The organism is Cytobacillus oceanisediminis, from assembly GCF_003182355.1.
In the GTDB taxonomy this organism is placed as follows: Bacteria; Bacillota; Bacilli; order Bacillales; family Cytobacillaceae; genus Cytobacillus; species Cytobacillus oceanisediminis_A.
In genome coordinates this window covers 12040-38141 of record NZ_QGTW01000006.1, presented here as the reverse complement: position 1 = coordinate 38141, position 26102 = coordinate 12040, and the positions used below count along the sequence as shown (strand labels likewise).

Genomic DNA, 26102 nt, shown 5'->3' with positions numbered 1-26102 from the left:
TCGCCATGATTTTTTCTGTATTTAATGCAGGAATCCTTAAGCAAAAATTTATGTTCAATCAAAGAAACGAGGAGGAGAAGAGTGAATAAAGTTCGTAGATTAACCTTATTTTTTAGCCTGATGGCTCCTGCTTTTATATCTGGTGGCATGGGTTTGAGAAACTACTTTGAATATGCACCAACTTTTGGATGGGTCACTGGTCTTGTTCTTTTTCTGCTGGCTTTAATCTTTGCGGTTAAGAGTGCAGAAAGGAGCAGCTAAATGAATTTTAATTTAAAAGAGGCTATTGAGATTTTGGAGCGCACACCACAAACCTTGGAATATTTTTTAAAAGGGGTATCTGAGGGATGGCAGCAATGCAAAGAGGGGGAAGGTACTTGGAATGCCATGGAGGTGATTGACCATCTTATTGAGGGTGAGAAAAATAATTGGATTCCGAGGCTGGAATTTATTCTTCAGGAAGGGGAAAACAAACCGTTTCCACCGTTCGATCGGTATGCCCATTTAAATGAAATGGAAGAAAAGTCTATTGAAGAAAAACTTATAAAATTTAAAAAGATTCGAACCCATAACATAGTTAAACTTAAGTGTTTAATTGATCCTGAAGTTCATTTGGAATTGACGGGTTCTCATCCTGTATTCGGTGTTGTGAGGGTAAGAGAATTGATTTCTACATGGGTTGTCCATGATCTCACACATATTTCGCAGATTACGAGAGTCATGTCCAATAGATATAGGGCGGACGTTGGTCCGTGGATTCAATATTTAGGAATACTGAAAAGATAATGCAGGCTAACCGAATTCCGCATAGGGCCCCATAAATCGGCTATTCCTGGAGATAGAATCGTTGCCCGTGCAGCGGAAATGAAAAGAAATTTCCGGACTGTTTTTTACCCAATCGACATTGCAGGAAGAAAGCTTAATTGCAACCATGGATGCGGTGTCTTATCGGAAGGACCATACAAAAAGGTTAAGAGATAACTTAAATAAGTGAGGTAATAAAAGGGGGATGAACATGATTGTTGATTGCCATTTTCATTTGGATGAAACAATGCTGACTCTGGAAAAAATGGTAGCGGGCATGGATAAAAATAGGGTAACGAAAACAGCGCTGATTCCCCCTATGAACGAAACCATGTTTGAAGCAGATAGCACTTTTCAGCTTAATTTACAACGCTTATTCCGTCTTCTTATCTTAAATGTTCCGCAAATTGGGCTCAAAATTTATGATGGTCTTGTAGAGGAAGGATATTTAAAACTTTATGGCCATGCATACAAGATTTTCACAAAGCCAAACAATGAAATAGTCGCAGCTGCTATTGGTCGATACCCAGACCGTTTTCTAGGCTGGGCAGCAGTGAATCCACTGATTCCTGAATCAGTGGAAGAAGTGGAACACTATCTTGGTAAGCCGGGAATTATTGGAGTAAAAGCTCATCCGTTCATGCATCAATATTCCATTAAGGCCCTTGACCCAGTCGCAGCTATGTGCGAGTCAAAAGGTATCCCGATAATCATTCATCTGTCTTCAGAACCCGACTCCTATAAATATTTACCTGAACATTACCCAAAACTTAAAATAATATATGCTCATGCAGGCCTTCCATTTTGGAAAAAACTTTGGAAGTACGTGATTGATAAGCCAAATGTATTTGCAGATACCTCAAGTGACTACCTCAATCCCTCAATTGTAAAAATGGCAGTGGAATCATTAGGATATCGTAAAATCCTTTATGGGTGTGATGGGCCATATGGAATGAAAGAAGGTAACGAATATGACTATTCGGCCAAGAAAAGCTGGATTGAATCACTTCATATTCCTGATTACCAAAAGGATTATATACTTGGAAGAAATTTTTTAGAAATTATTAAGCATATGTAAATTTTTTCGTCTCCGGCTTTTTTAGGGCCAAAACCTCATGATTTCTGACATTTTGTTCCTTTATACTTGGGAAGGATTGTGACTTTTTTGAAAAAAAGTATTCAACAAGGAAATGTCCTTTCAAAAATTGCTGGAGGCGAGTTCATGCAAAAAAGTAAGAAAAAAGGTTTGCTGATGTCTTTGATTTTCTTTACTGCTATTCTCATGTTCCTGCAACCGCTTCAAGAGTCATTGACAAATGCAGCTGCAGGAGTTGGTTCCTGGTCTTCCCCTTACTCTGTTTCACAAGGTATTTACACACAAAATAATTCGAGTAAAACCGTCCAAGGGTATGTTGTTGGGCAGCCGACTGCAGCGAATACAGTCATTACAAGCGGATTTCCAAATGACTATGCCCTGGCACTTGCGGATAGCCCTTCAGAGACTAATACAGAAAACATGCTTTATGTTCAAATCCCAACTACATTTCGCTCTGCTTTTGGATTAAAATCTAATCCTTCTATAATGGGAAAGCAGATTAAGGTTACCGGCACTCTTACTGCTTATTTCTCTCACCCTGGATTGAAAAATGGCACTTCTTTTGAACTTCAGGGAGATGGATCAACACCTCCCGTACCAATTGATGGCTATTATGATGCTGCAAATGGAAAAACCGGAGAGGCTTTAAAGACAGCACTCCATAATATCATCGACGACCATATAGAAATATCGTATTCAAATGTATGGGAGGCACTTCGGGAAACAGATGAAGACCCGAATAACCCTAATAATGTCATCCTTCTTTACACAGGTCGCTCACAAGGCAAATTTACCAATGGATCAGGAGTCAATGACTGGAATCGCGAACATGTTTGGGCCAAATCACATGGTGACTTCGGAACAACCATGGGTGCGGGAACTGACTTGCATCATTTGCGGCCGACAGATGTTACCGTGAATAGCTCACGAAGCAATCTTGATTTTGATAATGGCGGAAGCCAGCATTCAGAGGCGACAGGCAACTATTACGACTCTGATTCTTGGGAGCCAAGGGATCGTGTAAAAGGGGATGTAGCGCGGATGCTATTTTACATGGCTGTCCGTTATGAAGGGGACAGCGGGGAACTTGATTTAGAGTTAAACCACCTTGTCAATAATGGCTCTGCCCCTTATCATGGCAAAATGCCTGTCTTGCTTCAATGGCATAAAGAAGATCCAGTCGACAATTTTGAGCGGAGAAGAAACGAAATCATCTACACGGATTTCCAGCACAACCGCAACCCATTCATCGATCATCCAGAATGGGCATCGGCGATCTGGGAATAATATTTGGGAAAGGCGCTTTTCTTGGAAAGGAAGAGCGCCTTTTGTTTTAATTTTATATAAAGCAAGATTTCTTAATGGCTTTAAATATAAAGGTTTCACTTAATTTCAAATATATCACCTGATCCCCTTGGGAACGGATATGAACCATTTTGAGCGCGGTAAAGTATTCATTTAGGGAGGCAGATATGGAGTTGCCTCCCTTTTTACTTTAATCTAGAAATATGTTGACAACGGGTTAGCACCGGAGTAATTTATATTTATTATTTTAATAAACAAACCTTTTTGCTGAATCATTATGAGCGGGGGAACCATTTTTGATAAACCTGGTTTATCTTGGGGTGAATCTTAGCATATTAAGTTAAGAAGGGAAACTCTCAATCCCTAATCCGACAGCTAACTCCGTAAGCCGCAATGAGAGAAGGGTTAATGGCGAGCATTGACCATTCTTTTTTAAGAGTGGTCTTTTTCTGTTCATTTTTAATAAGAAGGGAAATTCTTCAATGAAAAAACAATATGCTGTGTTTGGATTGGGCCGTTTTGGCGGAAGTCTGGTTAAAGAGTTTTATGAGCTTGGAGTCGAAGTTTTAGCAATCGATATTGACCAGGAAAAAGTGGATCAATACGCACAGTTTGTTACATATGCAGTACAAATTAATGGAATTGACGAAGCAGCAATTAAAGACGCGGGAATGAAGAATATAGATCACGCTTTTGTTTCTTTTGGTGAAAATATTGAGTCAAGCATCTTAACATCATTGTTATTAAAAGAGATGGGAATTCCGCAGGTTTGGGCAAAGGCACATAATGACTATCATGCCAAAGTGCTCGATAAAATTGGTGTAGATCGTGTAATCCATCCTGAAAGGGATATGGCCAAACGGATTGCACACCATATCGTTTCTGAAAAAATGATTGATTATATTGAGCTCTCAGAGGATTACAGTATGGTTGAAATCGTTGCATCAGATAAAATTCACAATAAGTCCTTATTAGATCTCAACATAAGAGCTAAATATGGATGTAATATCGTTGGGATTCAGCGGGGAAAAGAGATTATCGTATCTCCCCCGGCTGAGGAGGTCATTTTTAAGGGAGACGTCTTAATCGTAATGGGACGAAACAAAGGAATCGGCAGGTTTGAAAGGCATGGGGTTTAGGGTGGAGAAAAATTATTTGAGGCATACTTTTAATAAGAAGCTAATGAATGATATTATGGGGGAATTCAGGAGTGTAACAGAATATGCGGGGGATTTTACCGTCATAATGACGCTCAGTGCCCTGTTTATAATTGGCTGTATCGGCTATATCGCGGTGCTGGATATTAAAAGAAACAGAAGCCTGAAAAAGCTTTCTGTGCATACCTAATTGGTTTTGCTGATGACACTTATTCTTAATTAACTGGGCACGATTTTTATTTTTGCATTGGAATATCATAACCCCGGAACTCTAGGGGATTTGTCTTTAAATGATAAACTACCAGGAGCTTATTTCCACGGGGTTGTCCCAAGAACAGCAGGCTTCAACTCACCCAATACCTGGTGCAATATCTTCGGATGCCTTGCACAATACTATGTTTTGGTAATAATCGTAAAGAAACAGGATAGAGACGGACTCACTATCCTGTTTTATTTATTAAAGCTGATTAATTTTAGTAGAGGATTTTTCTTTTTATCCGTAACATTTATATCGTTTCGTGAAATCCTGTCTTGGTTTTCCAATATCCATTTCTGCAGTTCTTTCTTATCTTTACATTGGGTATGGTAGGTTTCTCCGCCTTTGCCAACAGCGTTGACTACGAATCTGCAATTATTCTCCATAGATACCACCTTATTTTCAGATAGTAGAATCTAAGTGCATTATAACAAGACAAAATTGAATTTCAATGGTTTTATTGTAAAAATTCTTTCTATCCAATTAATAACAATGGAAACTGAGTTCCGGTCTGCAAAATTACCTTATTTTATCGCAAACTGTTAACCATCGGAGTACTGCCGCTTGAACTCTATAAAAAATTCAAACTAAACAACAAAAATTTACAGACTTCTTTTACTATCTTAAAGTAAAATGGAAATATGCGGGGAAGAAGATTATAGATTAGAGAACATAGCTGAAAAAGAAAATAGGAGTGCCTGTCATGGAAACTTTACTTATATACAAAGATGATGTATCCAATAAGTTCTGGAAAATTAACGTTAAAGGAAAGGTTTTTACAGTTAACTATGGAAAAGTTGGGTCAATTGGGGCGGTAAAAACAAAAGTATTTGAGTCAGAAAACCTCTGCCAAAAAGAAGCCAATAGACTTATACAATCTAAGCTAAAAAAAGGTTATGTGGGGGCAGCTTTATCTGCACAAGTGATAAAAGAGAGCACGATGACAGAATCGCTTTTCTGGGAACTGGTTGAGACTGCCGGGAAAAAAGGGGAGGACCCTGACGAGCAGCTTGAGTGGCTAATAAACAATCTAACCAGAAGACCGGTAAAAGATATTGTCATGTTTGATTACTGGTTTAACCAGAATTATAACAAATCCTATTCTTCTAATCTGTGGGCTGCAGCTTATATTATTATGGGCGGCTGTTCAGATGATTGCTTCGATTATTTTAGGGCTTGGCTGCTTTATCAAGGTAAGGAAACATATGAAGATTTAATGATAGATCCTGAAAAAATAATTCCTTGTCTTCGAGATCTTGAAAAAGAAGGAGATATGCCTCAGTTTGAGGATTTGCTCTATGTTGCCAGTATGGCCTATGAAGAGAAAACTGGATTAGACGAAGACCAGTATTATCACTTATACGAAAAGCTAACTGGCGATTCATATTTACAACCCGATATAGAATTGGATTGGGACGAAGATGATGAAGAAGGGTTAAGAAAAAAATTTCCTAAGTTATGGGAAAGATACGGAGAAGACCCGCTGGAATATTAACAGTAGATAGGCTGCCAAATGAGGGCAGCTTTTTATTTTAATTATGAATACCTTTTGAAGACGAAATTGCATTCAGCGTGATAAAAATGGTCGTCATGACCGCTCTATGAGGACGACAGGTCATCCATTAGCAAGTGAATGCTCGCCATGAACGGCTTGTTTGTTAAAATAATCTATTGCTCATTATAATCTGAATTTACAGGTAAACAGGTTTAGTTGCTTTTAGATAAATAGTATAATAAATACATAAATTGCTTAAGGGATTATATCAGGATTAAAATAGATATACTAAGTATTTTTATTTGCCGTTGTAAAGATTTCAGGGAGGCATACGGGGGAAAATTACATATGACAAAGATTATGCAGATAACAGACGAACTGAAGGATTGGATTGTTAGTATGTTAAAAAGTAATGTAAGTCCGATTTGCGCTAATTAAAAAGGGATTTGATAACCGGTTTGCATATAAGAGGTTTTTTGAAATTGTTGGAAATGAAGCCGTTAGGACGACAGATGGTCATCAAGTTCGCTATAATAATGACGTTCCAAGATTGGGAGGAAGGGAAATACCCTTAACAGAAGCGACGGTGTAAAGGGTATAACCAGAAATAAAAAGCTATATGTTCTGCATTTGGACTCTGTACTCATTCCACCAGAAGAATGTGATGAGTTCATCATCCTTTCAATGAGTGCTTGCAGCCATCCCGTGTGGTGGATACAGCTTCCGAGGAAGCATTGTTTATCATCAATAGAGGTTCAGAAAAAAACAGAAGGATGTTTTACCAGGTGAAGCTGATTAATAAACTATTCTCAAAGCAAAAACCAGTAAATATTGAATTTTGCCAGCGAAATCTTGACGAATTTTTAAAGGAAGAGAATTTTTATGATTACAATCTTTTTCTTAATCAGAAGAATATTAACTGTAAAGAATATGAGTGCCAAAGCAAATGTAAAGAGTGCAAGCAGACTCCGTATGCAGTAGTGGATGGCGATTTTATTGCTGCAGACAATCCTGTTGAATTATTGGCAAAGCTTAAAGTGCGGGCTGAGAAGTAAATAATGTAAATAAAGTGGTAATATGTCTATCCGTGCTAACAGGGATAGGCACTTTTTTATTGTTAAAATCAAATGAAGAAATCTATCCGTCGTATCTACTATAATGCTTAAAGATCTTTACGAATGAAATAAGACATTCCTTTTGAAGGCCTTTTATAAAAAATAAATCAAAAATTTTTGATAAAAAGATTGCAATTAGAAATAATTGCTAATATAATCAAATTATAAATCAAAAAAATTTGATTTAAAGTGAAAGGGTGACTGAAATAAGAAATTCTTTAAACATTTTTTTGGAAAAGAAACTAACGTTTCTGATTGCTGTAGTATTGATCTTAAAGAAGCGGAAATTTCTCAAGATGAATCTCGTTGCGAGACATCCGCTTCAGAGGACTCCTGTTGTAAGTAAAGCAGGAAGTAAATTTGTACAGCTGCAATAAATACGATTAAATAGGAGGGCTTATTTTGAAAATTCATGTAGGGATTAATGTAACGGATTTAAACCAATCGATTAACTTTTATTCCAAAGTATTTGGTGCACAGCCTGTAAAAGTAAAGCAAGACTATGCGAAGTTTTTAATGGAAGATCCAGGCCTAAATTTCACGTTAAATTTAAAGGATAAGGTAACCGGAAATCAGGTTGGTCATTTTGGGTTTCAGGTTGAAAATCAGGAAGAGGTTCTTCAGCATAAAGACCGGCTGGAAAATCTGGGCTTTTTTGCAAGAGAAGAGATGGATGTTACCTGCTGCTATGCAACACAGGATAAATTCTGGGTAACAGATCCCGACGGAAATGAATGGGAATTTTTCTACACAAAGGCTGACGTGGAACCGATGGAAACGGGGTGCTGTTCAGCTGAGCCGGTAAAGATTGAGATTAAGGATTCTTCCTGCTGCTCTTAAATTTAGAAAAACGCTGATTATTTCAGCGTTTTTTATTTTGCCGTAAAATAAAAGTAGAGGAATTGGATCAATTCAATTCCTTTTTACATACATTATTCAAATAAATATTTGAATAACTTTCGTAAAGAGTTATAATATATTCAAACAGAAGTTTGAATAATGAGGGGGATTAAGTTGGGTTCCAAGGATACGTGCGATATTTATTGTTATGACGAAGAAAAGGTTAATCGTATACAAGGGGAGCTGCTGAAGGAAGACCTTTCTAGTGTTGCCCATTTATTTAAAGCACTTGCAGATGAGAATAGGGCAAAGATTTCCTACGCACTGTGCCAGGATGATGAGCTATGTGTTTGTGACATTGCCAATATCATTGGGGCTACTGTTGCAACAGCTTCCCACCATTTACGCACCCTTCATAAGCAAGGGATTGTGAAGTTTCGGAAAGAAGGCAAATTGGCTTTCTATTCCCTGGATGATGACCATATTAGACAGTTGATGATGATTGCATTGGCTCATAAAAGTGAGGTGAAAGCCGATGTCTGAACAAGAAGTACAATTAGCGGAACCAGAAACGAAAACCTACCGCGTTCAGGGCTTTTCCTGAGCAGGCTGTGCTAAAACGTTCGAACAGAACGTGAAACGCCTGGATGGCGTTTTGGATGCAAATGTTAATTTTGGGGCTTCCAAAATAACGGTAACAGGAACGGCTGCCATGGAAACCATTGAAAAGGCTGGTGCCTTCGAGAACCTTAAGCTGCGTGCTGAAAATGAAAAAGCAGTGGAGCGGGAGGCGTTCTGGAAACAAAAAGAGAATTTCAAAGTATATATATCAGCTGTTTTGCTGGTGATTAGCTGGTTCTTAAGCGGGCAATATGGTGAAGAACATATCATTCCAATCGCTGGATATGCAGCCGCCATTTTAATAGGCGGGCATACGCTTTTTCAAAAAGGGTTAAAAAATCTTGCCAGATTAAATTTTGATATGAGTACCCTTATGACAATTGCCATTATAGGTGCTGCAATCATTGGTGAATGGGGTGAAGGGGCAATGGTGGTCATTCTGTTTGCCATTAGTGAATCCCTGGAACGCTATTCAATGGATAAAGCCCGCCAATCGATTGAGTCCCTGATGGACATTGCGCCAAAAGAAGCGTTAATTCGCAGGGGCAATGAAGAAATGATAGTCCATGTAGACGATATTCAAATGGGAGATGTAATGATTGTTAAACCAGGACAAAAACTGGCTATGGATGGAACCGTAATGAAAGGTACTTCAACCTTGAACCAGGCAGCGATTACAGGAGAAAGTGTTCCGGCCACAAAGACAATTGATGATGAGGTCTTTGCAGGAACGTTAAATGAAGAAGGCTTGCTTGAGGTAAAAGTAACAAAACGGGTAGAAGATACAACCATTGCGAAAATCATTCATTTGGTGGAAGAAGCCCAGGCAGAAAAAGCGCCTTCCCAGCAATTTGTCGATAAATTCGCTAAGTATTATACGCCCGCTATTATTGTTTTAGCCATTTTAATTGCCGTGGTTCCTCCATTATTCGGCGGAGATTGGAGCGAGTGGATTTATCAAGGATTGGCAGCACTAGTGGTGGGCTGTCCCTGCGCACTTGTTGTTTCGACGCCAGTTGCTGTTGTTACAGCAATAGGCAATGCAGCCAGAAATGGTGTTCTAATTAAAGGCGGCATCCACCTGGAAGAAGCGGGTGCCCTTAAGGCGATCGCTTTTGATAAAACGGGCACCTTAACTAAGGGTGTCCCTGCAGTAACAGATGTCATTACGTATAACGGTAATGAAAGAGAACTAATGAAAATAACAGCAGCCATTGAAAAAGGTTCACAGCATCCGCTGGCTTCAGCCATTATGAGAAAGGCTGAGCAAAATGGATCTGACTTTAGCAGTGTGGCTGTTGAGGATTTCCAGTCCATAACAGGTAAGGGTGTCAAAGCTGTTTTTAACGGAGTGCTTTATTATGTAGGAAGCCCGAAGCTGTTTGAAGAGCTGCATGGAACTATTGATCGCGACAAAAAACAGCAGATATTGGACCTGCAGACACAAGGAAAAACGGTTATGGTGCTCGGAAACGAAAGAGAGATTCTTTTCATGATTGCCGTTGCGGACGAAATGAGAGAAAGCTCTGGGGCGGTTATCAGTAAGCTGAACAGGATGGGAATTGAAACAGTTATGTTGACGGGAGATAATAAGCGAACGGCTGCAGCGATCGGAAAACAAGTCGGCGTTGCAGAGATTAAAGCTGAGTTGCTTCCGCAAGACAAGTTGACTTTTATTAAAGAGCTTCGTGCTCACCATCATAGTGCTGCAATGGTCGGTGATGGTGTAAATGATGCACCAGCACTGGCAGCTTCTACGGTTGGCATCGCAATGGGGGGGGCCGGAACGGATACTGCTCTGGAAACCGCGGATATTGCTTTAATGTCGGATGATCTAAGCAAATTGCCATATACAATTAAGTTAAGCCGCAAAGCTTTGGGGATCATTAAACAAAACATTACATTCTCCTTAGCGATAAAAGCCTTGGCATTACTGCTTGTTGTGCCCGGCTGGCTGACATTATGGATTGCGATTTTTGCAGATATGGGAGCAACATTGCTTGTAACACTGAATAGTTTGAGATTGTTGAGAGTAAAAGAGTAAATATGAGGGCGATGCTGTTGGTGGCATCGCCCTTTTTTCTATAAAATAGCTGCGTTTAACATTTACCTTATGCGGTGAGTCAACAATTAAGGAATTTGGAAAAGTGAAGGAAGCCTTCAACATAGGATATAAGAGGGAGCTTTTGGGAAAGGGTGAGCAGGGATGCTACAAAAGATAGAGCCGGAGTGGCTGCAGAGTTATATTGACTCGCCGGAAAAGCAGCAAAAGTTATATAAACGGACGCTTTTTATCGTCGTCCTTTCGCAAATTTTTGGGGGTACCGGGCTTGCAGCGGGCATAGCGGTTGGAGCGCTGCTTGCCAAGGAGATGCTGGGGACTGACAGTTACGCGGGGCTCCCAATTGCGTTGTTTACGCTTGGTTCTGCCGGAGCCTCATTGATTGTCGGGCGGCTATCAGAGCGATACGGACGGCGATTTGGGCTTGCTGCAGGGTTCCTGGCTGGAGGGGCAGGGGCTTTCGGGGTAGTCGCGGCAGCCGCTGCAAGTAGTATTTTACTTTTATTCGTATCTCTGGTCATTTACGGTGCCGGAACGGCAACAAACCTGCAGGCAAGATATGCTGGGACCGATTTGGCCAATTCACAGCAGCGGGCAACGGCTGTTAGTATCGCCATGGTATCCACGACATTTGGTGCAGTAGCAGGTCCCAACCTGGTTGATGTGATGGGGCGGTTTGCGACAGGCATTGGTGTTCCTGCTTTATCAGGACCGTTTATTTTAGCCGGAGCTGCTTATATTTTAGCCGGGTTCGTTCTTTTGGCATTTCTGCGGCCAGATCCGCTCATGGTGGCAAAGGCCCTGGCGGGGGTGCAAAGTCAAGAAAATGGCAGCATTCAAAATGAAAATACACATACAGCGCCGGAAAATAAAAAGGGAATCATTGCAGCTGGGACCTTAATGGTATTAACACATCTGGTTATGGTGGCCATTATGACAATGACGCCTGTCCAAATGGGCCATCATGGGCATGAGTTAAGTGCAGTTGGGATAATTATTGGATTCCATATTGGTGCCATGTACCTTCCATCCCTGCTGACCGGAATTCTGGTAGATAAGCTGGGACGAAGTACGATGGCTATTGCATCCGGAGTTACACTGCTGGCTGCTGGTCTGATTGGCGCCGCAGCACCTGGTGATTCCGTGCTGATCCTTACGATCGCGCTTATTTTATTAGGCTTTGGCTGGAACTTTGGGTTAATTAGCGGCACGGCCATTCTCGTAGATTCTACAGATTTGTCCAATCGTGCCAAAACGCAAGGGACGATTGATGTTATGGTTGCTTTGTCAGGGGCAACGGGGGGAGCACTTTCAGGAATGGTTGTCGCCAACTCGAGTTATGCAGGGCTCTCGATAGCAGGCGGAATCCTATCACTGGTGTTAATTCCGGTTGTCATCTGGTCACAGAAAAAAACCAAAGTTTCGAAAGATATTTTACAGTCTCATGATGGCTGATGATCCAAAAAGAGATTTGATTTCTAGCTTGACCAACATCTTATAAAGAGCCTCGTGAAGTGCAGTCCTTTTTTTCTAAGTATATTAAAAGTTCACAAGCAGCTAACCTTCCATGATTATACTTGGAAGGTTTTTAGCTTAGGTATGATAACAGGTAAAAACCTATATTTCAGAAAATTTTATTTTTTTTCGTTAATCATGTGTAACCGTTTCTGTTGCAAAACCGTCTATCTATATAGTCAAAAGAGATGCAGCATACAACCAGGCAACGGATCAGCCACCACTATTTAATTGAGGGTGATTGTTGTGTTTAAATCCAATAAGTTCAGATTTGTATTAATCGGTGTTTTGGTGGTGTTGTTTTTTTTAGCGCCAAGAATTTTCTCTAAAGGGCCAGGAAACGTTAATCCAGTGATTGATAACAGCCACACTTCCGCAGCTCAGCCAAAAACAGAGAAGCTCAAGAAAGCGAAAATAAAAACAGCAATTGAGTATAAAGGGAAGATTTATCGGGATCTGGAAACCCATTATTACGTATTTTCGACCTCAAAGATAGGAAAGATTGATATAAGCTGGGGGTCTGATACACTGGGTTCCGATTATATTATCACAGATAAAAATTGGGGAGCCATGTATTTTAATGGGGATGTATTGCCAGCTGGTGAATATATGCTAGTCATTACGTCAAATCCTGCAGAATCACCAGAGGATCCAGCTCTTCTTTCTTATCATTTTATTCTTAAAGGGCTTTCTTTTAAGGAGTCCCCCGATACTATGCTTCCCGAGTTAAACATCGAAAGTCCGCAGGAGCTTGTAACGCGGCTGCCTGAAGGTGAGCATACTGTAAAGTTTAGAGGACTTTCAGACGCAATTAATCTCACATTTGGAACTTTTGGTTTAGAGGAAGAAGTCACGGTATCCTTAACAAGTCCATTTGAAATAACCATCTATTTTGATAAAACCAGTCCAAACTATAGTGCTTACCGGATTTCGGCTGCCAATGAATCGGGGAACACAGTTAATCGCTATTTTGAATTTATCTATGAAGGTGGGGCAGAGGAGTAAAAATAAAAAGTTTATTTTAAAAAGGGGGCTGCTGCTGTAACCTTTTTTTGTATTAACGGAGCAAATTATTATAAAGATTTTAAAAGAAGGGTTGATTATTTTCCAGATCTGAAATAAAATAAGAAAAATCAGAAAAATAGAACAGGAAACACAATGAAAGGGAGTATTAAGGAATATTTATTGTTTAGAGAGCTGCCGGCCGGTGAAAGGCAGTCAGTAAATTCCCCAACTCGCCCGGGAGTGGTAAGGCTGATATGTAGGCCTTAACGGTTGACCGCCGTAATCGAGTCGTTAAGCGGGTTCGTTTTGTTTTTCAGCGAATCAAAAAGAGTGGTACCACGTAGGCATAGCCTGTCGTCTCTTATGAGATGGCAGGCTTTTTATTTTTTAACGAACTCAAATTAATGGTGAAAAGGTGGTTGTCAACGTGAAAAATAGTGAAAAGTATTCAAGAGGTTATTTTATGCCCCCGGTGAAAAGCTTAAAATGGACTGAGAAGGAGTATATTACTGAAGCTCCGACCTGGTGCAGTGTCGATCTTCGAGATGGAAATCAGGCCTTGGTAGTACCCATGAGCTTAGAGGAAAAGCTGGAATATTTTCAATTGCTTTTGAAAGTGGGTTTCAAGGAGATAGAGGTAGGCTTCCCCGCTGCCTCTGAAACAGAATATGCTTTTTTGCGGACATTGATTGAACAGGATTTAATTCCGGAAGATGTAACGATTCAAGTGTTAACACAGTCAAGAGAACACATTATACGAAAAACGTTTGAATCGCTGCGAGGTGTTAATAAAGCAGTGGTCCACCTGTACAATTCAACTTCAGTGGCTCAGCGTGAGCAAGTATTCAAGAAATCGGAAGAAGATATTATAGACATTGCTGTAACCGGGGCAAAACTGCTTAAGAAATATGCTGCTGAAACCGAGGGAAAATTTCAATTTCAATATTCACCGGAAAGCTTCACCGGTACGGAAATGGAATTTGCCCTTGAAATATCAAACCGGGTACTGGATATATGGCAGCCAACAGCTGAAAACCAGGTGATTATTAACCTTCCTGCTACGGTGTCAATGTCGATGCCTCATGTTTACGCAAGCCAAATCGAGTTCATGAGTGATCATTTGCACTATCGTGATAATGTGATTCTCTCTCTCCATCCGCATAATGACAGAGGAACGGGTGTTGCAGATGCAGAGCTGGGCATGCTTGCCGGAGCCCAGAGGGTGGAAGGAACGCTATTTGGAAATGGAGAAAGAACAGGAAACGTTGACATCGTAACACTGGCTTTAAATATGTTTTCACATGGGGTTAATCCAAAGCTAAATCTTGAAAATATCCGTGAAATTATATCAAGTTATGAAGAATTAACAAGAATGAAGGTTCATGAAAGACATCCTTATGGGGGAGAACTTGTTTTTACTGCCTTTTCCGGATCCCATCAGGATGCCATTGCTAAAGGGATGAAATGGCGTGAGGATAGGGAACGCCAGTATTGGACAGTGCCTTATCTATTAATTGATCCTAAGGATATCGGCAGAGAGTACGAAGGGGATATAATCCGTATTAATAGCCAATCCGGCAAGGGAGGAATCGGTTATGTTCTTGAGCAAAACTATGGGCTTGACCTTCCTGCCGAAATGCGTGAAAGCTTTGGATATAGTGTAAAAGATGAATCAGATCGCTTACACAAGGAGCTTCTGCCAAATGAGATCTATGATATCTTTATAAATAAATATGTGAATAAAAATAGCCCTGTTGAGTTTATTAATTATAGATTTACTCAAAATGAAAACTACGAAACAATTGTATCAATCAGAATAGAAAATGAAGTCCATGAGTTTATTGGTGAGGGAAATGGAAGGCTGGATGCCATCAGTAATATTCTCCAAACCAAACTCGGCATCAATTTTAAAGATTTAGTCTATAAGGAGCATGCCCTAGAAATAGGCTCTGGGTCAAATGCTGTATCTTATGTAGGTTTCACCGCTTCGGATGATAAGGTTTATTGGGGATGCGGAATTGACGCAGATATTATGACATCCTCTGTAAAAGCTCTTTTCAGTGCTGTCAACCACATGAGCGAGAGTGTCCGGCTTCCGCTTGAAAAAGGATTGTCAGCATTAAAAAATTAAGGAATATTAACCTTAAGAAAAGGCGGAATAACGAGCAATATTCAGAGAAATATAAAAGTTAAAGCCTAAATGCCCAAAAATAATTAAATATTGGATTTTATTTCTTCTGTTGAATGTTGAAATTGTCCCATGCTTTTTTTATATTAAAAGTGTCAAAGCCATGCATTTCTGTTTAGAAGGAGGATGCATATGAAAGACTTTTATATCTGCTGTGGACTGGAGATCCTATCTTGGCAGAGAGATCGACCGGTGCATTTATAGTTGGGGTTGAGCATGGTGGGATGCAGGACGAAACGGACAACCTTGTCCCATGATATGAAGAAAGAGAGATTTTAACCAAATAAACAACTTTTATAGGAGGCGTTACGAATGACTACGAAAGCAGTACGCAAGCGTAGGAGGATTAAGCGTTTCCTTCAAAAGGAATTAAAAAAAGGCAGAGTGAAACGGGGCAAAGCGATCGCTGCTGTATAGGGTGCAGTCAACTTGTCCAGAAGCAGAAAACCGGGGTATGGAAATACCCCGGTTTTGTTATTTCATTTTAGTTGATTTTATAAGGATTCCTTCTAATATAGCTGCTGATTTTGGCAAGGGCGTGAATGTATGTATATCCTGAATTTTTATTAGAAAAGGATAATAGGCTGATTATATGGAATTTACCTTACAAAGCATGTATTAGGAGGATTAAAATGAGTACTCCTGTTATTAGTACAGAACGATTAATTTTAAGAAAAATGAATAAAGATGATGTGGAACATTTAATGCAAATATTCTCAGATCCCGAGGCTATGAAGTATTATCCAGCAACTAAGGATGAAAAGCAGACGATGGAGTGGATTGACTGGACTTTGGGCAATTATGCTAAATATGGTGTGGGTCTTTGGATCGTGGAGAATAAAGAGACAGGAGAATTTCTTGGACAGTGCGGCATTGTGCCGCAAGATGTTGATGGAGTGACCGAAATGGAGATAGGATATTTGTTTGCCAGACGTGTATGGGGAAAGGGATATGCAACAGAGGCGGCAATAGCTTGCAAGAAGTACGGTTTTGACCAAATCAAGTTAAAGAAGATTATCTCATTACCGGATGTTCATAATATTCCATCTGCAAAGGTTGCTGAGCGGATTGGAATGAAGATTGAAAAGACCATTCATAAATGGGGAAAAGATGTATTCGTTTACTCAATCACAAATAGTCTTTTATGAAGCAGGTGAATGGGATTGGAAGTAATTGAACTCAACGGCGGGGGATAGCAAGGACTTTATTTGAGTTGGTTAAAGAGGGTTGCAGAAAGCATAAACATATTGGAATTATAACTGTTAATTCATCTCCTTATGCGGTCGAAGTTTATCATCGTTTCGGGTTTGAAGGTACTGATCAAGAGCAAACGGTGAATGGGATCCTGTTTACGCCTAGTCGTATTTGTTAAAATAAGTCTCATTGAGAAGACCCTGCAGAATCGTGCAGGAAAAGTCGGATGGGAAGCTTCGTCTCCTGCTAATGTATGGATATAAGGAGGTCATTGAAGTGGATTCGCTCAAACACATGAATGATGCTATGAGGTTCATTGAGGCTAATCTAACGGAACATATTGATTTTAAGGAAGCTGCAAGGCTAGCTTATAGCTCGGAATATCATTTTAAAAGAATGTTTTCCTTTCTTGCAGGAATCTCACTTTCTGAGTATATTCGCCGGAGAAGACTTACGCTGGCGGCTTTCGATCTAAGGGATCCAAGCATGAAGGTTATTGATATTGCGGTCAAGTACGGATATAGCTCACCAGACTCTTTTACAAGGGCGTTTCAGCATCTGCATGGCATTACACCAACAGAAGCGAGAAATAATGGCCATTCACTTAAAGCCTATCCTCCGATGACCTTCCAATTATCGATTAAGGGAGGCAATGAAATGAACTATCGAATTGTAGAAAAAGAAGCGTTTCGCATTGTTGGGATTAAAAAAAGAGTGCCGATTATATTCAGCGGAGTAAATCCTGAGATTGCGGCCATGTGGCAAAGTTTAGATGAAAAAAGAATAAATGAACTCAAAAATCTAGCGAATATCGAGCCAACAGGACTAATCAGTGCATCAGCGAACTTTTCTGAAGGCAGAATGGAAGAAAAGGGGGAGCTGGATCATTATATTGGTGCAGCAACAACAAAGGAGTGTCCCGAAAACTTAGCCATGCTTGAAGTGCCCGCATCTGCATGGGCTGTTTTCCAAGCGGTCGGGTCGTTTCCTGAAACACTGCAAAATGTATGGGGACGCATTTATTCAGAGTGGTTTCCATCCTCTAATTATGAACAAAGGGAGGGTCCGGAGATTCTTTGGAATGAACATAAAGATACTACCTCGCCAACTTTTAAAAGTGAAATCTGGATACCGGTTTTGAAAAAGTAAGATATGTTAAAAAAAGCTTCCCGCAAACGAGGGAAGCTTTTACTCTATTCTATCCACTTTTTATTTAGAGAGTCAAATTTGCCCTGCAGCTTCATTTCATCCATCCACATTTCGAGGTAGCTGGCATAGACGAAGTCACCACGTGGGATCATATAGCCTTTTTCATTGTTGGTGAAAGGGTCGTCGGTCAGGGCTGCATATAATCGCGGATCCTCATTAGCATAAAGGATTGCTTCCACGGTATCGGTGATCATAACATCATACGTTCCATCGGCAACCAGCCCAGGGATATCAAGGTTGTTCTCTACAACTGTTACATTTGCGTTAGTCAAATACTGGCGGACAAAGGCTTCATTTGTACCGCCTGGATTTACGCCAATGCGGACGGAAGGCTTGTTGATGTCTTCGATTGAAAGGTATTTATCCTTGTCTTCAGCCCGTATTAAAGGCACTTTTCCAAATGAAAGGTAGCCCTGCGATACGTAAGCTGTTTTTTGTCTGGCAGTATTACGGGTTATGCCGCCGACGGCAATATCAAATTTATCTGCCTGCAGGTCTTTCATCATGTTGGGCCAGGTAGTTGCGACAAAACGAACCTCCACGCCGAGATCCCTTGCGAGTTCTTTGGCAGCATCGACGTCATAGCCTTCATACTCATTTGTCACTGGATCCAAATATGTAAAAGGCTTGTAGTCCCCGGTCATGCCTACTCGTATGTATCCTCTCTCGATAATCTCATCCAATTGGGAAGCTTCAGCTTTTTTCAGATGGCCTGGGGCATTTTCAGATGCAGATTCAGCAGATGCATTTTGTGTTGAGATCAGGTCGTGGCTGACATATCCGGTGCCAACCAGAGATAGACTGATAACTCCGGCGAGCAAAGCTTTTTTCCATTTCTTAAACATGTGTGTTCCTCCTTTTATTTCTAGTGAAAATGATATATTTATTGTAGTCTAAATAGTTGGATATTTCTGTTAAACAAAGAGAAATAAATAGATTTACCTACTATCATTTTACAAATCCCTACAAAAGTAATAGTGGAAGATTGTATAGTATTAAAGGGAAAAGCAATGGGGAAAGTACTTTTTTAGGACAAACGGCCGTGTCTGCAAAGCTTAAATATGGAGCTTTTTTCACTGAAACTGAAATAAATTTGCTCGAGGAACGTCCTTATATGTCCGTTTCTGTAATAAGTCAGAGTCTATTTCTAACCTTTCAGAACGGCGGAGTTAGATTTAGAAGGGGGGAATGAGCGGCTCTGCGATAAACCATTTTCCTTTTCAAGTCTGGAAAAAACAGTAGTGAAAAAACCTTATGCAGTTTTCGTAAAGATTGTTGCTTTTTACCGGCAAACTTTGTTTATCTAACTGAGTTGATTGTAGCGGAGGGCACTTGACTCCTGCGGGAAGTGAGGAAGTGTGAGACCCCACAGGCGAGGCCGAGGAGGCTCGCATCGCTCCCCGCGGAAAGCAAGTGCCCCGTGCTGAAATCAACGGGCAGAATTTATAAGCAAAAACAACAATCTATGTGAAAAGAGCAAAACCTTAAGAATACACGGGAGTCAATTCTAGATTTTTAAACTTACAAGTATTTACGTTGACGATCCAACTGGGCAAAATTTTGGGGGTTCAGCAAACTTACATATGCAGCGGGAATGGCAATTATAGATTCATCTTTCATCTAGAATGGTACTAAAGAATAGGTGTTTTTCTGTTTAAGTGGGGTTTTAGATTCTAAAAGGCTATTTTTAGTGCAAAATAAATTAAATTTGACACTTTGAGTAAGCAAAACACTCGATTTGGAGGACCTTTCTGCTGTAATAAGAGGTTTTACACGTTTTATTTGCAAATTTGCCTATTTTATTAGCAAGTTTTTGGTTTTATTGGCAACTAGGCCCGTTTTATTAGCAACTTCTCTAAGTTTATTAGCAACTACTAGACCGCTGAGCCAAAATCCTGAACAGGTGATATCTTATTTGGGCCACTTTATCATCAACTGTTCAATTATATCGTCAACTCGGCTTATACCTCATCAACTTTCCTGAATATCATCAACTTTTCAAAATAAAAAGGAAGGAGCCTGTTTACTCCTTCCCCGCACCTAGTTCGACAGCTAACTCGAGAATTGTTTTATTAATCCGCCATACATAGTAAAGATGGTGGATGAGATCACGCTGGGATTGTTTTCTGGTTGGAGCAAGGCGTTCGATTAATTCCCGTTCCTTTTCAAGGCTGTAGACCAGCGCCCCGTCCCCATTGCCTTTTATCACTTCCATTAATGTTTCGATATTCAGATCCAGTTTTTCTTCGATCCTTTTGAAGACCTCTACCAATTCGTCCGGATAATCAAAGCCCTTCCGATAGGAGGAGGCAACTAAATGTCTGGCATAGTAATTGATTGCAGCAAATATTGTAATCCATCTGTTTATATCCGAGTGACGCGGTGACCCAGGCTTTTGGGTTAGCGATTGGGCTTCCGTTTTGATCGTCTGAAGTTTTTGGTCCAAGGTAAACGCACTCCCGGATAGTTCCTTGACATTTACATCTTCTCTAAATCCTCGTACATACTCTGTTACAAATGGCTTTAGTTCTGTTAAAAATTCATTAAAGGAATCAGCGACTTTGTCCTTGGTTTTCTTTGGGAATACAAACGTGGAAACCCCAAATGCAATGGCAGCACCGGCAATCGTATCAATGACGCGTGCACCTATGAGGGAAATAGAAATCCCGCCCAGTAAAAGGTCGTACATAAAAGCGACCAGCATCGTAATAAACATGCTCATTAATGTGTAAGACACTTCAAGCAAATAGAAGGCGAAAAATACTGCCACAAAGATCAGCGTGACTTCCAGAGCAGAATGGCCAGATACCAGCCTTGCCAGTGTAAAACCAATTACTGCTCCAATAATGGTTCCGATCGAACGCTGAAACCCTTTAGTGTAAATACGGCCTATGGATTCCGTTCCAATCAGGACGATAAAAGCTGTCAGAAGAACCCAGTATGGCTGGGCAGGCGAGATGATTTGGCCGACAAGGATTGATAAAACAGCCGCTACCAAAGCCTGATATGCTTTTTTAGTGGAAGGTTTTAGACTTTTATCCTCGTCTTCCGAGTCGTTTTCACCTGAATCCTTTTCAGAGTCTTTTGCCTCTTCATCCGCCTCTTCAAATTTCTTTTCGATTATCTTTTCACTATGAAGAGCTTGCTGGATGGTGATCGCACCTTCGATTACGTGATTCGCAATTGACTCAATCCGCCGGATTAAAAAGAACCATCCTTCAGGCTGTTCCTCACGATTGAATAAATCTATAATCAGCAGTCGCAGTGCCTGCACGGCCAGTTCTGCTTCGTGTAAATTTTGTTCTTCATAATTTTGGGCGAGGACCTCCGCATCCCGGAGAGACTGGGTTACCCATTTCAGCAGCCTTCTTAGTTCATCAATTTCAAAAGCGTCTGCTTTTTTTAAGCTTCGCATCGAGTCGGTCAGTGTTTCGATCAGCATTCCGGTATCAAAAACGTACAGACGCAGCTGAGAGGGGGTTAAACCTGGCCATAACTTCTGTACGTCGTCTTCATTTATATAGTCAGAAGCAATGATGGCATATTCCCTAAGCTTGAGCACACTCTTTTGCAGCTCTTTCTTACCTTGGGGGCTCAATTCCTTATCCTGCATGCCCTGTATTAAAAGTTTGAAAGTAAGGTTGCTTTGGATATGAAAAGAACTGATGCTTCTTTTCAAGTTTTTCGCAGAATCCTGGAAAAGGACGAAATTGAACAAGAAGGCATAAGCAATTCCAATCCAAATGCCTAAATAAAACCAGGGAAGCTGGCTGCTTGTCAATTTTAAAATAGAAGAAAAATAAACCGTCATGAAACCGATCATACATAAAGAAAAATATCGAACTCCAAAACGGGTAAAATAAAAGCTGCCAAAAATTAAGATGATCATCGCTATTTCAATGTAATAGGCATTGTTTGCCAAAGAAGAGCCGAGCGTAATTCCGGCCATAGCTGAAACACCAAGTAATAAAGTAGTTAGGATTTTTTTTCTTTTCGTATCATCCATTACAATCATGATGCCCATCATCCCGGCCATTCCGGAAACAATTGCCGGAGTAAGTGCATCAAATCCAGCTGCACTCATGACAAATAGCGTCGTAAAGACAGAGGCCATTAAACTGAGGGTAGCCCGTCCCGCTTTCTGAAACCTGATAAGTCCGGGGTCAGAAGCCAGTAAACGCCCGAGCCAATGGTGTTTTATATGCAGTTGTTTCATTGTGTCACCAATCTTTGCAAAAGTTTTTCTATTTAGAGAGTTAAAGTATATTTTAACACTCGCCGTTTTAATATCCAAATTGAACACATTCAGGTGAATTTACCCCCTAGTCAACTTTTTCAAACAATAAATGTAAAATATTATTTACGGTTTAAAAATCGAACGAATGTTCTATAATAAGGTATGGAGGGGGTTACAATGCCACTTAAAAACAGAGGCTTACTAAAATGGCTGCCTGCACACTTTATGCCGAAACATAGAGCTATACTGAAAAAACTGGAAATCGAACAGAATTATCAATACAAGCCGCTTATCGATGAGTATGAAATGCTGGAATATGAAAACAGAATTCACTATGCTATGGAGTTTGCTTCAATCGTAAAAGTAAAGGTTTGGAGAGAAGGCTTTTTTCATGACTTCAAGGGAAGAGTGAACAGGCTGGATGGGTTTAGCAAAAAGATTTACATAGAAACAGACCATGGCTACATACAAAAAATCGTGTTTGATGAAATAGTTAGGGTAGAGGCAGAAGAATAGTCACAGTCAAAACCTCTTTGAAAAACATTCTCCTTAAAAAAGACTGAAATGCTTTTTGTTAATGGCTCTTTTCCAAAAGATTGTTGTTTTTGAATAAGTTCATTGAGATAAACGAGGTTGGTTGATTGTAGCGAAAGGTGCGAGATCCTCCAAAATGCATTCGCATTTTCTTCGTGCGGTGCGCCGAGGAGGCTCACCGCCCGCCCCGCGGAAAGGGAGCATCCTGGAGCGGAAATCAACCACTTCTTATTACTTTTAAAAAGCAACACTGTTTGCGAAAACAGCCTTGCTAATAGAGAACGGATTATTTTCCTAAAAACAATTCTTTTCTTATTAAAACCGGTAAATGATTGTAATTAACAGGTACGAATGATAGCCTTAACGAGCATAGTTTTTTTTCTATGCAAAGGGAGTGTCTACGATGGTAAGTCAATCGGAATATTTACTTTTTCTTAGAGAACTTGGACGCTTGCATAATGATCTTCAAAACTGTTGCGATACCCAAGTCTGCATTGACATCTCCCGGGATATCCTCTTAATTCAAAAGGCTTTAGATTTGACTGCTATTCAATAGTGGTCTTTTTTATATCGATTTTATAACGGTTTACTTTTTTTCACTCTTTTTCCATACAAGAATATTCACCTCTCTACAAATAAAGGAAAATATTAACGTTGAGCACCCGTTTTTTAGAATATTTAGATATAATAAAAGAAAGAGAATGATGGAGGGGAATATGAAAAGAGAATTAGAGAAAGCAATTGTGCTGCGGAATATTGGGAAGTATCGAGAATCCAACGAGTTACTTGTAAAATTGGCAAGCGAGTTTAACGATGATCCATTCATCAATTATCAATGTGCCTGGAGTTTTGATGTGCTCGGTGAAGAGTCGAAGGCAGTCGATTTTTATAAAAAGGCAATTGAGCTTGGGTTGCCTGACGAGGATTTGCAAGGAGCGATACTCGGACTTGGGAGCACCTACCGAACATTGGGAGAATATGAGAAATCAAAAAATGTTTTGCATAGAGGTATTGAACAATTTCCAAACAACCGGGCAATCCAGGTGTTTTATTCAATGACTCTTTATAATTTAGAAGAGCACAGTACAGCGATGGAGCTTCTGCTGAACTGCCTGGCTGAGACCACCACAAATGCTGATATATTGAAATACAAGAAAGCGATAAACTTCTATTCTGATAAACTGGACAAGGTTTGGGATTAAAAGGGGATGATACAGGAAAAACTTTTAACACTGTTTTAGGATACCAGGTTATTATTTATTAATATTATCATGGAAGTCTAAGGAGTTTTATAGGTGAGTGAGTTATTAGTAGATTTGATAGATGATTTAAAAAAGACGAACGGAGGTCATATCCTTTATCACTATGATCAGATAGATTGTTACCTTCGAAATGCGGTTGCCTATATTGTGGCAGGAGTTGAAAACGGAGGTCATGTGATGTTTGTGGAAAATGACCGGAATCTTCCTCATATAATGAAAGAATTGGAAAAGCATTTAAGCAAGGATGAATGGGCCAGAGTCCATTTTGCTAATAACTTTGATTTCTATTATTCCAATGGTAATTTTAATCCAGAGACCGTTATTAACTATTTCATAAAAAATGCCCAGCCTTATCTGGAAAGCGGGGCAGCTTTGTATACATGGGGGCTTGTGGAATGGGGAAACGTGAAGGAATACATTCCGAAAATAGAAGAGTATGAAAAAAAGTTAGATAAGATGATACCTGAAAAAGGCATTATTTCATTATGTGCCTATGATAACAAGAGTACACCTGATGAATTAAAAGAAAGATTAAAGCGGTGCCATGGGGTGCTGGTAACAGATCGTGAATACACCTACTTGCAAAATTAAAATAGAAAAGGCTTTTTTTGAGGAGAGACTAGTGGGAAATATAACATTTAAAGATATTTTTAAGCCGGGCCAGACCATTTTGGAAACTGATTTATACATTCATCATCATAATCCCGAAATGCTGCTGCAGTATGACAGCAATTTTATTAGTTTTAAAAAAATGCCGACTATTAAGGAGTTCATTGAAGCTCAAGCTTATCTAAGAGCCTATCATCAAGAATATGGCCAAAAGCATGTTCGGTTTTATTTTCCGGAAGGAGAGCCATTCACAGAGGAGTTAATGGATTTCTTTCAGAAAGACGAGGATTATTCAATCGGATATCTTGAGCTTTTCGCTATTCAGCCGGAGGACTTTCCTGCTGTGCAGGAAAATCCTGAGATCGCTGTTGAAAATGTAACAGAGGAAACAGGGGATGCTTATTTAAGATTTCAGTATGAACATGATTCGGTTTATGGGGAAGATTATGCTGACAAGAAGCAAAGCCAGCATTTGCGGAACTTTAAAAATCAAAGCATTCAGCAAATCCTTGCGTTTTATCAAGGTAAACCGGCTGGATCTGTCGATGTCATTTTAAAGGACAAGACAGCTGAAATCGATGGTTTAATGGTCCATGAAGACTTCCAGAAAAAGGGTATCGGCAGCCGTCTGCAAAAATTTGTTATGGATCAATTCCAAGATAAAACGGTTATACTGGTCGCAGACGGGGAAGATACCCCAAAGGAAATGTACCGGAAGCAAAACTATCAGTACCTTGGAAAGCAGTATCAAGCATTAAAAATATATGAATGAAAAAGGTCTGGTTCTTTGAGAACCGGCCTTTTTTGGTGGGTTAGTAGAACACTGTTCTGTTAAAAGGAATAAAAATCGCGTAAACAAGTGTGGTGATATTGTGATGTTGTCGAAAACGATCGGGATAGCAAGAAAAAATTCCGTTTCATAATGTAACAGTGTTATGCTACGATTGCGTCAACAGAAAGGAGTCCTGAAATTTGAGCGAGGAATTAATTTCTAAAAAAGATGTGCTTGATTTAACAGGCATTTCTTACGGGCAACTTTATCGCTGGAAAAGAAAAAACTTGATTCCTGAGGATTGGTTTGTCAGGAAATCAACCTATACGGGGCAAGAGACTTTTTTTCCAAAAGAGAAAATCCTTGAGCGGATTGAGAAAATACAGAAAATGAAGGATACCCTTTCGCTGGATGAATTAGCAGATATGTTTTCACCTAGTACCGCCAATCTAAGGATGAAAAGGGCGGATATTATGGCTAAAGGAATTGCTTCCGAACCGGTTTTGAATATTTTTCTCGAACATCAAGGAGAAATGAATGAATTTGATTTTCATCACCTCATAAGTCTATTTTTTCTTTCTGCCTTGCTGGAATCAGGCGATATTCATTTAGAGGAAGGGAAAATGCTGCTGCAGCTACTAAACGATCACCAGAAAATAGTTCATCAGCATAATACGGTTATTTATTTTATTCGCAAGCTTGGTATTTCCAGCTGTTTATTTTCTGTTAAGGGTGAAGAGCTATACTTTGAAAAAGGGACAAAAGTTGTCACAACTTTATCAGTAGGGCAAAGTGCAGAAGAATTAAAGTCAAAATTAATGTAGGA

At 39.9% G+C, this 26102-nt stretch carries 25 protein-coding genes, 1 riboswitch and 1 other annotated feature; of the genes, 22 read left to right on the top strand and 3 right to left on the bottom strand.

Translation table 11 applies throughout. The features are described from left to right. The first annotated feature begins 81 nt into the window (after positions 1-81). The 6 genes from DFO73_RS12530 to DFO73_RS29320 all read left to right on the top strand — a co-directional run bounded on the left by DFO73_RS12530 (position 82) and on the right by DFO73_RS29320 (position 4552). Positions 82-261, top strand: a complete 180-nt coding sequence (locus DFO73_RS12530) for a hypothetical protein (RefSeq protein ID WP_110065102.1) — start codon at positions 82-84, stop codon at positions 259-261. After that, entirely contained in the window at positions 262-786 is a 525-nt protein-coding gene (locus DFO73_RS12525; RefSeq protein ID WP_110065101.1) for a DinB family protein, read from the top strand. It begins immediately after the preceding gene. A 229-nt stretch (positions 787-1015) separates the two neighbouring features. After that, positions 1016-1882 carry an amidohydrolase family protein gene (locus tag DFO73_RS12520; RefSeq protein ID WP_181396002.1) on the top strand — a complete coding sequence of 289 codons (867 nt, stop codon included), beginning with the start codon at positions 1016-1018 and terminating at the stop codon, positions 1880-1882. A 144-nt stretch (positions 1883-2026) separates the two neighbouring features. Next, on the top strand, positions 2027-3187 hold the full coding sequence (locus DFO73_RS12515; RefSeq protein ID WP_110065319.1) for an endonuclease: 1161 nt from the start codon (positions 2027-2029) through the stop codon (positions 3185-3187). Between the two features lie 273 nt (positions 3188-3460). Beyond that, positions 3461-3610: riboswitch (cyclic di-AMP (ydaO/yuaA leader) on the top strand. A 77-nt stretch (positions 3611-3687) separates the two neighbouring features. Further along, positions 3688-4344: a potassium channel family protein gene (locus DFO73_RS12510; protein ID WP_110065099.1), complete on the top strand. Its 657-nt coding sequence runs from the start codon at positions 3688-3690 to the stop codon at positions 4342-4344. Position 4345: 1 nt separating this feature from the next. Next, positions 4346-4552, top strand: a complete 207-nt coding sequence (locus DFO73_RS29320; RefSeq protein WP_258309439.1) for a hypothetical protein — start codon at positions 4346-4348, stop codon at positions 4550-4552. 260 nt (positions 4553-4812) lie between these two features. On the opposite strand, the gene DFO73_RS12500 is transcribed toward DFO73_RS29320, so the two are convergent. After that, positions 4813-5004: a hypothetical protein gene (locus tag DFO73_RS12500; protein WP_110065098.1), complete on the bottom strand. Its 192-nt coding sequence runs from the start codon at positions 5002-5004 to the stop codon at positions 4813-4815. Positions 5005-5321: 317 nt separating this feature from the next. Here DFO73_RS12500 and DFO73_RS12495 point away from each other — a divergent pair, with 317 nt between their 5' ends. The 11 genes from DFO73_RS12495 to DFO73_RS12440 all read left to right on the top strand — a co-directional run bounded on the left by DFO73_RS12495 (position 5322) and on the right by DFO73_RS12440 (position 17802). Further along, positions 5322-6113 (top strand): DUF4240 domain-containing protein, encoded by a 792-nt coding sequence (locus tag DFO73_RS12495; RefSeq protein ID WP_110065097.1) that lies wholly within the window; start codon positions 5322-5324, stop codon positions 6111-6113. Between the two features lie 707 nt (positions 6114-6820). Continuing rightward, the gene (locus DFO73_RS12485) at positions 6821-7168 is read left to right on the top strand and encodes a DUF1450 domain-containing protein (protein ID WP_258309438.1); all 348 of its coding nucleotides are present in this window, start codon (positions 6821-6823) and stop codon (positions 7166-7168) included. A gap of 459 nt (positions 7169-7627) precedes the next feature. Continuing rightward, positions 7628-8068, top strand: a complete 441-nt coding sequence (locus tag DFO73_RS12480) for an ArsI/CadI family heavy metal resistance metalloenzyme (RefSeq protein ID WP_110065095.1) — start codon at positions 7628-7630, stop codon at positions 8066-8068. Positions 8069-8242: 174 nt separating this feature from the next. After that, positions 8243-8611, top strand: a complete 369-nt coding sequence (locus tag DFO73_RS12475) for an ArsR/SmtB family transcription factor (protein ID WP_110065094.1) — start codon at positions 8243-8245, stop codon at positions 8609-8611. Continuing rightward, positions 8604-10733, top strand: a complete 2130-nt coding sequence (locus DFO73_RS12470; protein WP_110065093.1) for a heavy metal translocating P-type ATPase — start codon at positions 8604-8606, stop codon at positions 10731-10733. Before DFO73_RS12475 ends, DFO73_RS12470 begins: the two co-directional genes overlap by 8 nt. A 162-nt stretch (positions 10734-10895) precedes the next feature. Then, on the top strand, positions 10896-12206 hold the full coding sequence (locus DFO73_RS12465) for an MFS transporter (RefSeq protein ID WP_110065092.1): 1311 nt from the start codon (positions 10896-10898) through the stop codon (positions 12204-12206). 306 nt (positions 12207-12512) lie between these two features. Continuing rightward, positions 12513-13271, top strand: coding sequence for a hypothetical protein (locus tag DFO73_RS12460; protein WP_110065091.1), 759 nt, complete (start codon positions 12513-12515; stop codon positions 13269-13271). Between the two features lie 144 nt (positions 13272-13415). After that, positions 13416-13636 (top strand) — a binding site (T-box leader). Between the two features lie 62 nt (positions 13637-13698). Beyond that, positions 13699-15402 (top strand): 2-isopropylmalate synthase, encoded by a 1704-nt coding sequence (locus DFO73_RS12455; protein ID WP_110065090.1) that lies wholly within the window; start codon positions 13699-13701, stop codon positions 15400-15402. Between the two features lie 689 nt (positions 15403-16091). Next, complete coding sequence (locus tag DFO73_RS12450; RefSeq protein ID WP_110065089.1) at positions 16092-16607, top strand: GNAT family N-acetyltransferase; 516 nt, start codon at positions 16092-16094, stop codon at positions 16605-16607. A 44-nt stretch (positions 16608-16651) separates the two neighbouring features. Beyond that, positions 16652-16831 carry a GNAT family N-acetyltransferase gene (locus DFO73_RS29825; protein WP_110065088.1) on the top strand — a complete coding sequence of 60 codons (180 nt, stop codon included), beginning with the start codon at positions 16652-16654 and terminating at the stop codon, positions 16829-16831. A gap of 98 nt (positions 16832-16929) precedes the next feature. Continuing rightward, the gene (locus tag DFO73_RS12440; RefSeq protein ID WP_110065087.1) at positions 16930-17802 is read left to right on the top strand and encodes an AraC family transcriptional regulator; all 873 of its coding nucleotides are present in this window, start codon (positions 16930-16932) and stop codon (positions 17800-17802) included. Positions 17803-17846: 44 nt separating this feature from the next. On the opposite strand, the gene DFO73_RS12435 is transcribed toward DFO73_RS12440, so the two are convergent. Both DFO73_RS12435 and DFO73_RS12430 read right to left on the bottom strand, forming a co-directional pair. Then, positions 17847-18707, bottom strand: coding sequence for a transporter substrate-binding domain-containing protein (locus tag DFO73_RS12435; protein WP_110065086.1), 861 nt, complete (start codon positions 18705-18707; stop codon positions 17847-17849). 1178 nt (positions 18708-19885) lie between these two features. Continuing rightward, positions 19886-22078: an FUSC family protein gene (locus tag DFO73_RS12430; protein ID WP_110065318.1), complete on the bottom strand. Its 2193-nt coding sequence runs from the start codon at positions 22076-22078 to the stop codon at positions 19886-19888. Between the two features lie 198 nt (positions 22079-22276). On the opposite strand from DFO73_RS12430, the gene DFO73_RS12425 reads away from it, so the two are divergent. The 5 genes from DFO73_RS12425 (at position 22277) to DFO73_RS12405 (ending at position 26100) form a co-directional block, all read left to right on the top strand. Continuing rightward, positions 22277-22615: a YolD-like family protein gene (locus tag DFO73_RS12425; RefSeq protein ID WP_110065085.1), complete on the top strand. Its 339-nt coding sequence runs from the start codon at positions 22277-22279 to the stop codon at positions 22613-22615. A gap of 734 nt (positions 22616-23349) precedes the next feature. Next, a complete protein-coding gene (locus DFO73_RS12420; RefSeq protein ID WP_110065084.1) occupies positions 23350-23835 on the top strand; it encodes a tetratricopeptide repeat protein in 486 nt (161 codons plus the stop codon). 93 nt (positions 23836-23928) lie between these two features. Beyond that, on the top strand, positions 23929-24486 hold the full coding sequence (locus DFO73_RS12415) for an MEDS domain-containing protein (protein WP_110065083.1): 558 nt from the start codon (positions 23929-23931) through the stop codon (positions 24484-24486). A gap of 31 nt (positions 24487-24517) precedes the next feature. Next, positions 24518-25276 carry a GNAT family N-acetyltransferase gene (locus DFO73_RS12410; RefSeq protein WP_110065082.1) on the top strand — a complete coding sequence of 253 codons (759 nt, stop codon included), beginning with the start codon at positions 24518-24520 and terminating at the stop codon, positions 25274-25276. A gap of 200 nt (positions 25277-25476) precedes the next feature. Further along, on the top strand, positions 25477-26100 hold the full coding sequence (locus DFO73_RS12405; protein WP_110065081.1) for a YhbD family protein: 624 nt from the start codon (positions 25477-25479) through the stop codon (positions 26098-26100). Positions 26101-26102: the final 2 nt, after the last annotated feature.